The sequence below is a fragment of the Corynebacterium sp. p3-SID1761 genome (genome assembly GCF_055862885.1).
On sequence record NZ_JBSQBJ010000030.1, the window covers coordinates 1 to 10,823 of the forward strand.

The following is a 10,823-nucleotide window of genomic DNA, read 5'->3' on the forward strand; positions in this document are numbered from 1 at the left end:
AGAAAACCGCGCGCTGCCACTGGGAAAATCCCAACAGCAACGCGCGGTTCAGCACTTTGGCGGTGGCGGAGGGATTTGAACCCTCGGTTGCTACTAACAACACTCGCTTTCGAGGCGAGCACCTTCGGCCGCTCGGACACGCCACCCCAGTCCACAATTGCAGACTCGTACTAGCGTAACACCCCCACATTTTCGCAACAAAACCCCTGTCCACATGCGAAAAATACCGAAACCGGAGCCCTAGTCGTTCAGCATTTCCTCAATGAGCTGACGCACCCTGGCGTCAATATCATCGCGAATCAAACGCATCCTCTCAGCACCCTCGATCCCGCGAGTAGAAGGTTCATCGGTGCGCCAACGCTCAAGGGTGCCGTGCGCATCAGCGGGCATGTCCAGCTGCGCTTAGCTCCCCAGCACACCGAACATGGCCACCTGGAATACGGAGTTGATCGCCACCAGTACAGCTGTGGCCTCGCGGTCGGCGCATGTTAGGTCAGACCACACCAAGACCATGGCGATGCAGCGCGCGAGACCTACGATGAACAGCGTATCTATGCATCTATGCACGCAAAAAAGCTCGTTGCGAACCTCCACCAGTTCGCAACGAGCTTGCCACTTAGCGCTTTGGAGCGCTTGAAGGCGTGAAGACCTAGTTCTCGCCGAAAGCCTTGTCCAGACCCTTGTTCAGGCCGTCCTTAGCCTTGTCAGCCTTGTCGCCGTCCAGCTTGCTGTCGATAACCTTGTCAGCACCGTCCTGAATCTTGTCGCGGTGCTCGCCTGCCAGGTCCTTTGCCTTGTTCAGATCCACTGATCTCTCCTTGTTTTTGAGGTAGCTATTTTAGTTCTAACTTGTGCGCCCTAGCCGCAACTCGTACGACCAGAAGCGCACTACCCAAAGTAGGGTCGCTTCCGGTTTCTCGCCACCGTCGAGGTGCTTCACCGGGCTCGGTAACCACCAAACTCCCCAAAAACACCTGTTCAGAACCAGTTGTTAATTTTCTATAAAAGTTCTGGACGCCACCTCGGCCTCCCCTTCCCCGCCCGTCCGCCAGGCCTCGTGGGGAACCACCGCCAACGGTCTACCGCAAGCCCGCGAAGAACGTCCGCAGCAACTCCTCACATTCTTCGGCCAGCACGCCTCCGCGGACGTCCGCCCAATGCAGTGGAGATTCGCGCGGTACATCCCAAACACTCCCGCATGCACCCGTGCGAGGCTCATAGGCTCCGAAAATAATGTTGCCGATCCGCGCCCCCATCAGGGCTCCAGCGCACATGGCGCACGGTTCCAAAGTGACGACGAGGGTGCAGCCTTCCAACCGCCAAGCGTCTCCGAGCTGCTGCACCGCTTCTTTGATGGCGAGTACCTCCGCGTGTGCGGTCGGGTCACAGTCCGCTTCGCGGCGGTTCACTCCCCGCCCTAGTTCGCGGCCATCTGGCCCAAAGATCACCGCGCCTACGGGCACATCCCCCGCGGGTGTGGTCGCCGCGATCTCCAAAGCCCGGCGCATCCGTGCCTCCGCGTCCACACTCCGCTCGGGGCGCGGAAGCCCTGCGCCCACGACCCCTGCGCCCACCACCCTTGCATCTACGCCCCCTGCATCCACACTGGCACTTGCAGCAGCGTCCGCCTCACGCTTTCGCGTCACCTGTTAAAACTCCAGCTCCACGCCAACCAAGTCCGCCAGCTCGTCGGCGAAGCCCAACTCGTCGGCCACGCGCAGCACCTGCTCCGCCCCGTACAAATCCTCGTCGTAGAAGATAATGGACATCACCTGCTCGCTGGCTCCCAGATCCTCCAGCATGTCGAAGTCGCCCTCGGGCCACGGTTCGTCGGAAGCGTCGGCTTCCTCCTCCGAAGGCTCGTCGATGTCCAACGTATCCAGCACCTCGCTGGCAATGTCGTAATCCAACGCTGCGGTGGCGTCGCTAAGTAAGATCCGCACGCCACCCGGCACAGGGCGGAGCACGGCGGACCAGTCATCCTCCACGCAGAGCAATCCCACGACCGGCCCTTCCGCGCGCGAGGAGCGCAACTCCTCGACCAAATCCTGCAGGTTTTCCGTGGCTCGGGTGGGGAGCTCACGCAAGTGCCATTGGCCGTCGGCGCGGATGGCGGAAACGGCGAAGGTTAAGTCGCCGTCGTTATCAAAGCTGTCGGTGCTCATGTCCCCCAACGCTAGTCGGCTTTGTGGAACACTGGGAAGCGTGAGCCACGAAAATTCTTCCGATTACCGCCTTAGCACCGTCCCCGAGGATCGCCGACCACTGTGCATCCTGGGGCTGGGGCTGATTGGCGGCTCACTGATGCGCGATGCGCAGACAGCAGGCTGGCCCGTGTTCGGTTGGAATCGATCGGAGAAAACGGTCTCCCGCGCACGTCGCGACGGCTACGACGTTTCGGGTGATCTGGAAGCCACCCTGCGCCGCGCCGAACAAGCCGATGCGCTGCTGATTCTTGGGGTGCCGATGCCCGCGCTGTCTTTCCTTCTTGACGCCATATCTCAGCACGCCCCGAGCTGCGGCTTTACTGACGTGACCAGTGTGAAGCAGGAGGTGCATGACCTAGTGGAGGCCAAGGGCATGTCCGACCGTTTCGTCGGTGGGCATCCAATGGCGGGCACGGCGAACTCTGGCTGGGCGGCCACGATGCACGGACTTTTCCAGGGGGCAGTGTGGGTCGTAACGTACGACAACGCGCGGGACGATAAGCGTTGGCTGGACACGTGGGTGCGCGTGGTCGGGCTGGCGGAGGAAGTCGGCGCGGCGGTCGTCCCCGCCATCGCGCGGAGGCACGATGATGCCGTCGGGCGCGTGAGCCACCTGCCGCACATCCTGGCCGAGGCACTGGCCGTGGCGGGCGATACTGGCGGCCCGCTGGCACTGAGCCTGGCGGCGTCGAGTTTCCGCGACGGCACCCGCGTGGCGGGCACCGAACCGGATCTAGTCCGCGCGATGGTGGAGAACAACCGCCCCGCTGTACTCAATGCCCTGGATCAGACCATTGAGCTGCTGCAGGGCGCGCGCGAGGATATTGCCAACCCAGAGAGTTCCCTCAAAACCCTGGCTGAGGAAGGCAACGCAGCGCGCGGACGCTTCGAGGCACGGGCCGGTCGCAACAAGGGGGATGCCACCAACCGTCCGATTATCCGCGTGCGCCCGGGCGCGCCGGGGTGGGTGGATCAGCTGCGTTCGGCGGAATCCATGGGCGCGCAGATCGGCATTTTCTAGCAACCGCAGGAGTGCTGCGCAAGCTAGCAGTCCGCCTTCGTCTTCGCGGTGGGCGCGCCGTCCAGCAGGTCGGGCAGCCCCTTCGCCAGCGCATCCACGCCTGCCCACGACGTAGGCTCCAGGCCATCGTTGGGGATCGCCATGATCGCAACGGGCGTCATTTCCCCGTCCTTACCGGGCACCAGCCCCAGCTGGCGGTATATAAAGCGTCCGTCGTCCTCCGGCCCCCAGCCGCCCTTGAACTGCGATCCCTTAATCTTCGACAGGCCGTAGCTGTGCTCCGGGATGATGTGCCCCATGCGCTCCAACACCTTGTCGGAGCCGTTCATGCAGCGGAAACCATCCATGAAACGCACCTGATCCGTCAGCTTCCACGTCAGCCCGCCGAATCCAACGTATTTCCCCTCGTCGTATTCCTTCCCCGGCGCGGTCGGGTCGCCCGTGCGCTTGAGGTAGTCCTGGATTTTGTGCGAGGCAGTTCTGTCGGACCAGTCGCCTAGGTACATCCAGAGGCGGAAGGCAGCGTCATTATCCGAATAGTGAATCGCCGCATCCATGTCGGCTTCCATTGCCGCGCGCGGGGCGGACTGGTGGTGAGCCTCGGCGTAGCGCAGTTTCTCTTCAACGGCGCCTGCGATGGGGGCTTTAATGGTCGACCAGGCGCTCTCCGCGTTGAGCGTGCCCGCGTGGAGCGGACCTTCCTGACCGAGGATTGCCACGCCGACCTGCACATTATTCTTCTTGGCGATGTCGGCGGCGAGCTTGTCCAGCTTCGCCTGCTGTTCCTCGTCGGTGGGCGGGGTGGCGTCTGCGCCGTCGGTGCTGTCGTTGCCGCCGTTACCGCCATTGTCGGGCGCGGCGGCGGTGTTGGCGGCGGGTGCGCTCTCTTCGCCCTTCTCCTCGACGCCCCCTTCCCCGCCGTTTAGCCCCACTACCAGACCGACCGTGATGGCGAGGACGGCGGCTCCCACTCCGAGGCTCGCGACGAGTCCGCCGGTGGCACCGCGGTCGCCGGCACCTCCGCTCCGCGGCTTCTCTTCGGAGCGTTCATTGCTCGCCACTTTTTCCTCCTTGACCAGCAGTCTCTTCGAACTCTTCCGTCTCGGCTGCGCATTCTCCGCCGCGTGGCACGTCCGCCATACAGCAGCTCAGCCGCGCAACACTTCCGAGCAACGTTTCCACCGCCTAGCACTTCACCACGCAGCGTTCCGCCGCTCAACGCTTCCGGGCAGCGTTTCCACTGTGCGACAAATCACCACCGAGAGCGATCGCGTTCAGTCTAGCCAGGAATCCCCATGCTTGCGCCCCGTACAACTTCCATTGCAGAGACTCTTAACCCCCTGCAGCAATACTCTTAGTCTCCAACGACGCCACGCTTAAACCCCTCAAGCGGGCGCGGTCGTGAAAGCCTGGATGTCCCAAATCTACGAGTTATTGAAAGTAGCGGGTTTGCAGTAAAAAAACGCAACGCTCTGACCTGCAAAAACAGAATAGTTATATTCTAAGAGCTGGAATTTGGGACATTACCCTCCAAGACTCCTTGCACCTGAGACGCCCTGGGATGCCAGGGGCCCGGTCCCGCGAGGGCTACAGACGCGAGCCAGGGACTTCAGGGACCCGCCAGGCGCCGGTCAGACGCGCCAAGTGCCCGGCGCCGGTCAGGCCTGACGCAACTCCGACACCTTCCGTCGGCCAAACCAGCCCAGCGCCACCGCAAGCACCAGCCCGGCCAGTGCTCCCGCGAGATATCGCCCAACGTAATCGGCGCTGGTCTGCGGGGTTCTCGGCGGAGTGGGGGTAGTGGCCGCTGTCAGCACGCTCGATGTGTCGCGTCCGCTGGTGACGTCCTCGATCCAGGACTTGGCGTCGGACAGCGTGGTGATAGCCGCCGTCGGCGAAGGCAGATCCGGGTCACCATTTGCGGTACCGGCGGTTGCGAGGCCTGCGAGCCGCCCGCCGACGAAGAATGGCGCTCCCGAGTCGCCGCCTTGCATAGCAGCGCGCGTGAGGGATTCTGCCTCAAGAATGCCCCCGGCGATCTTCGGCATGACGCCACCCGCTCCATCTGCGGGAATCGCCCCACCACCCATGGCAATGTCTGCGGGAACAGATTCCACGCCCTCCGGGCTGGATGATTCAGTGGCTTTCTTCGCGCCAGACTTCTTGGAAGCCTCTGGTGCAGGTGCACCGGGGATCAGTTCGGAGTTGTCGCCGTGGAGGACCTCCGGGCCGCCCGGAGCCACTTTAACTCCGCCATCGACCTTGCCATCCGATCCAGCGACTCCACCGGCTCCACCTGCACCGCCGTCGCCTCCGTTGCCGCCCGGCGAACCGGAGGCGCCCGGCCCGGTCAAAATCTCCCGCACTCGCATTCGCGCCACAGGAAGCTGACCTTTGCGAGCCATCAGGGAGCTGCTGCTCCAGCCGTACAGGTTCCCCTCGTCGCCGTTCTTGGGCGAACTATCGGCCAACTTCGCCGGCTCGACTCCCTCGACAGGTCGGGTGAGGTGCAAGAGCCCGGCGTCCATAACAGGAGACAGCGACCACGAGTCCGCGTCATACACAGCACCTCCGATGCGCGCCTGCGTGCCCTCATTGGAGACGGATTCCAGGCAGTGGCGGGCCGTCAGCACCCATTGCCGGGCGACAAGCGTACCGGTGCAGTCTCCGAAGTTGCCTACGCGCCCGATCCGCAGCGAGGCCACGGCCCGCGATTCCGCGTTGTCCGCGGCGCGCTCGCCGTATTCCATTGCGCTGGCGGGCGCCATGCATGCGCCGCTCAAAGTTGCAGCAACTGCCGCTACGGCAGCTCCCTTGGTTACAAAATTCTTCATGCTGGTCCTTCCACGGCTCATGCTCGTTCCCCCGAAATCGCTCGGACAGTCTGCGTGACGCAGCGCTCTGCCGCCCCTTGTCCTGCAAACAACGTTTTCGCCGGGCCGTCAGCGAGCTTCTTCCACAGCCATGCGAACACCAGGAACGCCGCGATAAACGCCGCCGCCCACAGGTCCGAGTGCAGCGCCACGTGTGTCTGCCACCAGAAAGCCGATAGCACGTGCAGGATGTACACCGTCAGCGCCATGGAACCCAGCGCGACCAGCGGATTCGTTGCCCGCATACGCTGGCCAATGACCAGGCAGAGATGCAGCACGATAGCGGCAACGGCAACGGACAGCACGATCTCGCCGAGCACGCCCGTGTGGCCGGTGGTGCGCGCCCAGCCGGGTAGGTCCGTCTGGAAGCGTAGGTAAATGCCGATGCCTGCGATGATGAGGCACGCGGTAGTCGTTGCCTTCTTTATGACGCCACCAGCCCCAGTGCCGTCCTTCCCCACGTACACGTCGAAGAGGATCATCCCGGCGATGATGTATGCGACCCACGCGAAGTGAGGGTATGGAAGTGGCAGTTCCAGCGGGGCGTAGCGCCACGTTGCGGCGGCTGTAGCAAGCAGCAGCAGGGCGACTTTCGCAGCTGTGGGCAGTGGAGGAATCCAGGCGGTGGCGAGCATCGTAATGCCCAGCACGACGAGTACCACCTGGATTTCACCACCAACCGGCAGCAGTGCCAGGCCGATGAGCGTGATGATTGCTCCACGTGCAGCAAGCTTCGCTACCGTCTGCAACGTGGTAGCAGCAGTCGCGGCAGTAGCAGCAGAGGCGACGGTAGCAGCAGAGGCGACGGTGGCAGTAGAGGCGGCAGCGGCAGCAGAGGCAACAGTGGCCCTGCGCTTGGCGTTGTTCCAAATAAGCATCATGGTCACGCCCGCGATAACGGCGAACAGTGCTGCCGGGAGTCCGGAGAGCACCACCTTCGCCTGCCACAGCGGATGTCCAAGGTGCAGGTAGATCATTCCGATGATCGCGACTCCGCGGGCGATGTCCAGCCCGAGAATGCGCTGCCGCTTCCCGGGCTCCCGCGCGGCGCTCTTAGAGGTAGGTGTGCTAACCACCCAGCTATCTCCTTTTTAGTTCTCAAATTCTCAAACAAACCGCACTGCGGCAGTCAGCGCGCAGGGTTCGCGCGCCGACCCGCTAAAGCGGAACGATTGTCTTTTTTAATCTCCAATCCTTGAGCCCCACTGCCCCGTCTTTGTGAGCCCCCTGTTAGTTCCTTCTAAGTTTCCGGCAACCTAGCCCCGACCTGCCTGAAACCGTGCCGCTTTCCACGTCTTACGGGTCCCAATGTCCAAAATCTACGAGTTATCAAAAGTAGCAAGTTTGCAGCGGAAAATTGCAACACTCTGACCTGCGCAAACAGAATAGTTATATTCTAAGATATGGAATTTTGGACATCCCCACCCCACCAGCCACACTGGCCCCATGCCGGCCTTCACGCTGCCGCCGGAGCCCCCGCACAGCACCCACCCTGGAGTCCCACGCCGTCCCCGGAGCACAGCACCCGCCCCGGAACCCCAGCACCCCGCAACGCAAAAACCCCGCAGCCAGCGGGTTAACGCTAGCTACGGGGGAAATGGTGCGCCCGGAGGGATTCGAACCCCCAACCTTCTGATCCGTAGTCAGATGCTCTATCCGTTGAGCTACGGGCGCATTGCTAATACCAGAGTCGATATCTACTACCGCTTCCAGTATCACGTTTGTGCTGCAAGGTTGCCCTCGCAACGAAGATTTACTCTACACACCACGGACACAAAACAACAAATCCCCACCTCACCAGCAGGAATGTCGCATACTCAGTAGCCGACGGCACCGAGGAAATCGTGCGCCCGGAGGGATTCGAACCCCCAACCTTCTGATCCGTAGTCAGATGCTCTATCCGTTGAGCTACGGGCGCTTGGAAACTTCGACAAAGTGCGTACACGCCGGCACAATCCCAGCGGACCACCACAGGCGCACCACACGCCCCACAACACTGTCCGCAGCTGTTAGCCCCGGAACCTCACCACAAGTAACCGGGCAGCTTTATGGGCAGCTCATGCGCGTAACGCACTCTGTCGAAGTTGCGGAGGCGACAGGATTTGAACCTGCGGTCCCCTAAGGGACAACTCCTTAGCAGGGAGCCCCATTCGGCCGCTCTGGCACGCCTCCGGATGTCGTATCACGGCATACCAATTCAGGTATCCACAATCTCGACCGCATTTAGCCTACACAACCACCCGCTCCCTCCCAAAATCCCCGCGCATTATCCCACCCACTGCGCCCATTACCGCCTATTACACTGTATAGGTATGATTCGCCCCGATCTTTCATCCTTGCCCGCCTACGTCCCCGGTGCTTCGATCCCGAACGCGCTGAAGTTGGCCTCTAACGAGTCTTCGCTGGCTCCGTTGCCTTCTGTGAGTGCTGTTATTAATGACGCCACCTCGCACCTCAACCGCTATCCCGATATGGCTTCGGGCGCTTTGCGGGAGAAGTTGGCGCAGTGGTTGGGGGTGGACCTGGCCAATGTGGCGGTAGGTAACGGCAGTTCCGCCTTGTGCCAGCAGCTGGTGCAGGCTACTTGTCAGGACGGCGATGAGGTGGTGTACGCCTGGCGCTCGTTCGAGGCATACCCGATCCTGTGCAAGATCGCTGGTGCGGTGGGAGTGGGTGTGCCGCTGAAGAGGGGGCGTCATGACCTAGAGGCAATGAGTGAAGCGATCGGCGAGCGCACGCGCTTGGTGTTTGTGTGCAACCCGAACAATCCGACGGGCACGACGGTGGGGCGCGAGGAGTTCCGCGATTTCATGGCGCGTGTGCCGGAGGATGTGACGGTGGTGCTGGATGAGGCGTATGTGGAGTACAACCGGGATGCGGAGTCGCCGGTGGCGCTGGAAGAGCTGCAGCGCTATCCGAACTTGGCGGTGTGCCGGACGTTCTCGAAGGCGTATGGGCTGGCGGGTCTGCGGCTGGGCTATCTGATCGGCCCGGAAGAGCTGGTGGAGGCCGTGAATAAGGTGGGGATTCCTTTCGGTGTGAATGCGTTGGCGCAGGCGGCGGGGGTCGCAAGTGTGGACGCGCAAGCCGAGCTGGCTGCGCGTGTGGATGCGACGGTCGTGGAGCGTGAGCGGGTGGAGGCATACCTGGCGGGGGTCGCTCCGGCTGGCGCTGGTAGTGTCGGCGCGGCGGGCGGGGCTGCGGACGGCGCGGAGGGCTCCGAGCCGCTGACGTATCCGTCGCAGGCGAATTTCGTGTGGCTGAACGCGGGCGAGCGCGCTGAGGCGCTGGATGAGGCGCTGAAGCGCGAGGGCGTGGTGGCGCGGTGTTTCGCCGGTGAGGGCGTGCGTGTGACGGTGACGACGGCGGAGGAGACGGATGTGCTGCTCCGCGCGTTGGATCGTGCATTGCCTGCCGCGGGTCTGGCTGGGGCTGGCACTGAGTCGGCTGGCTCGCAGGCCTCCCCGCAGGCCGATTAGCGCCGTGCATCCGGAGGATCCGACGCGCATCCCTGCCGTGGTGGAGCGCCTGCGCGCGGCGTGGGAGGCTCAGCCTTCGGTGCCGTTTGCGCAATTGTGGGCTCAGTTGGAGTCGGTGGGCGTGGGCTTCAACGCCACCGATGCGGAGCTGGTGGAGGCGTGTGATGAGCTGTTGCGCCGCCATCCTTATTCTTTTGCGCCTGGTGGTGACGCCCCCTCGGCTTCAGCTGCGCCGCGCACTGTGGTGGTGGAGACGGCCGATCCGGGGCCAGTGGTGACGCTTTCCGTGGAGCCAGGGGAGCCACTGGGGTGGGTGGTAGTGCGTGGCCGGCGGACGGAGGCTCAGCCGGTGGTGTGGCGTTGTAGGAAGGTGCGGGCGTGCCGGGCGGGGGCTCCTTTGGTGGTGGAGGATGCGGAGGGGTTTGTGCATCGCCTGGGCGTGGTGGAGCGGTTGACGGCTGCGGGGTTCTCGGTGGCTCCGGAGCACAATGAGGGGGCGCTGGAGGGGTTGCGGCGCGCGGAGTTGGGGGATCGGGTGTTTGTGGTGCGTTTTGAGGATGATTCGTGGGCGTTGGTGGGGCACGCTTTGTGGTGGTTCCAGGTGGGGCGCCGTGCGGTGGATGCGCGGAGGTTGAAGTGGGTGGGGTTTGATTCTGGAATGCCAGGAGCCCCGCTCCTGGTGCGTACACCGGGAGCGGGGCTCGAGGAGTTGCCGCTGGTTGCGGAGGTTTTCCGCGCCAGCTAGGCGGGGGTAGCTAGCCCGGGCGGGCTAGCTTTGGGGGGCTAACTCTGTGGGGTTAGCTCTGGCGGCGGCGCAGTGCCATCAGGGCACCACCCAGAGCCAGGGCGATCACAGACGCACCCAGCGTGATGGCCAGGCCGGATACACCGGTCACAGCCAGGCTGCCACCACGGGAACCAGCCTCGGTGCTCTGAGAAGTAGCACCAGTGCTGCCCTTGCCAGCACTCTGGTTGCCAGCGGCACCGTTGTCAGCGCCCTTACCGGCACCCTGGTCGCCAGCCTTACCCGGCTTAGCACCCTTATCGGCACCCTTGCCCGGCTTACCCGGCTTCTCAGCACCCGGCTTGCCCGGCTTAGCCTCACCCGGCTTGCCCGGAGCAGAGGAGCCAGCGGCACCATCGTGGTTACCCAGCAGAGCACCAATCAGGCCGGAGCCAACAATCGTGCCACCAATGATGGCACCGATCTTGTTCGGATCCTTCACAGAACCAACCGGGCCAC

The 10,823-nt window shown here is 63.2% G+C and carries 9 protein-coding genes, 4 tRNA genes and 3 pseudogenes; 3 read left to right on the forward strand and 13 right to left on the reverse strand.

Features of this window, described 5'->3' with window-relative positions; genetic code table 11:
• Positions 1-57: 57 nt before the first annotated feature.
• The 6 genes and pseudogenes from ACWXWJ_RS10030 to ACWXWJ_RS10055 all read right to left on the reverse strand — a co-directional run bounded on the left by ACWXWJ_RS10030 (position 58) and on the right by ACWXWJ_RS10055 (position 2,165).
• Positions 58-146: transfer RNA gene (locus tag ACWXWJ_RS10030), tRNA-Ser, on the reverse strand.
• 94 nt (positions 147-240) lie between these two features.
• Positions 241-402: pseudogene (locus tag ACWXWJ_RS10035) on the reverse strand (arsenate-mycothiol transferase ArsC); the annotation flags it as partial.
• A gap of 6 nt (positions 403-408) precedes the next feature.
• Positions 409-546: pseudogene (locus ACWXWJ_RS10040) on the reverse strand (ACR3 family arsenite efflux transporter); the annotation flags it as partial.
• Positions 547-649: 103 nt separating this feature from the next.
• Positions 650-808 (reverse strand): hypothetical protein, encoded by a 159-nt coding sequence (locus ACWXWJ_RS10045; protein ID WP_434830102.1) that lies wholly within the window; start codon positions 806-808, stop codon positions 650-652.
• 271 nt (positions 809-1,079) lie between these two features.
• Entirely contained in the window at positions 1,080-1,508 is a 429-nt protein-coding gene (locus tag ACWXWJ_RS10050; protein ID WP_473964327.1) for a nucleoside deaminase, read from the reverse strand.
• 141 nt (positions 1,509-1,649) lie between these two features.
• A complete protein-coding gene (locus ACWXWJ_RS10055) occupies positions 1,650-2,165 on the reverse strand; it encodes a tRNA adenosine deaminase-associated protein (RefSeq protein WP_473964321.1) in 516 nt (171 codons plus the stop codon).
• 40 nt (positions 2,166-2,205) lie between these two features.
• Between ACWXWJ_RS10055 and ACWXWJ_RS10060 the strand changes: the two genes are divergently transcribed.
• Positions 2,206-3,228: a prephenate dehydrogenase gene (locus ACWXWJ_RS10060; RefSeq protein ID WP_473964322.1), complete on the forward strand. Its 1,023-nt coding sequence runs from the start codon at positions 2,206-2,208 to the stop codon at positions 3,226-3,228.
• Positions 3,229-3,251: 23 nt separating this feature from the next.
• Here the strand turns inward: ACWXWJ_RS10060 and ACWXWJ_RS10065 are convergent, their stop codons facing one another.
• The 6 genes from ACWXWJ_RS10065 to ACWXWJ_RS10090 form a co-directional block, all read right to left on the reverse strand.
• A complete protein-coding gene (locus ACWXWJ_RS10065) occupies positions 3,252-4,289 on the reverse strand; it encodes a hypothetical protein (RefSeq protein ID WP_473964323.1) in 1,038 nt (345 codons plus the stop codon).
• Between the two features lie 597 nt (positions 4,290-4,886).
• Positions 4,887-6,062 (reverse strand): trypsin-like serine protease, encoded by a 1,176-nt coding sequence (locus tag ACWXWJ_RS10070; protein ID WP_473964324.1) that lies wholly within the window; start codon positions 6,060-6,062, stop codon positions 4,887-4,889.
• 17 nt (positions 6,063-6,079) lie between these two features.
• Positions 6,080-7,078 carry a DUF418 domain-containing protein gene (locus ACWXWJ_RS10075; RefSeq protein ID WP_473964328.1) on the reverse strand — a complete coding sequence of 333 codons (999 nt, stop codon included), beginning with the start codon at positions 7,076-7,078 and terminating at the stop codon, positions 6,080-6,082.
• Between the two features lie 621 nt (positions 7,079-7,699).
• Positions 7,700-7,775: transfer RNA gene (locus tag ACWXWJ_RS10080), tRNA-Arg, on the reverse strand.
• A 171-nt stretch (positions 7,776-7,946) separates the two neighbouring features.
• A tRNA-Arg gene (locus tag ACWXWJ_RS10085) sits at positions 7,947-8,019 on the reverse strand.
• Between the two features lie 169 nt (positions 8,020-8,188).
• Positions 8,189-8,273 (reverse strand) — tRNA-Ser (locus ACWXWJ_RS10090).
• Between the two features lie 140 nt (positions 8,274-8,413).
• Between ACWXWJ_RS10090 and ACWXWJ_RS10095 the strand changes: the two genes are divergently transcribed.
• Together ACWXWJ_RS10095 and ACWXWJ_RS10100 are read left to right on the forward strand one after the other, a co-directional pair.
• Positions 8,414-9,580 carry a histidinol-phosphate transaminase gene (locus ACWXWJ_RS10095; RefSeq protein WP_473964325.1) on the forward strand — a complete coding sequence of 389 codons (1,167 nt, stop codon included), beginning with the start codon at positions 8,414-8,416 and terminating at the stop codon, positions 9,578-9,580.
• 4 nt (positions 9,581-9,584) lie between these two features.
• Entirely contained in the window at positions 9,585-10,325 is a 741-nt protein-coding gene (locus tag ACWXWJ_RS10100; RefSeq protein WP_473964326.1) for a hypothetical protein, read from the forward strand.
• Between the two features lie 52 nt (positions 10,326-10,377).
• On the opposite strand, the pseudogene ACWXWJ_RS10105 reads toward ACWXWJ_RS10100, so the two are convergent.
• Positions 10,378-10,823: pseudogene (locus tag ACWXWJ_RS10105) on the reverse strand (hypothetical protein); the annotation flags it as partial.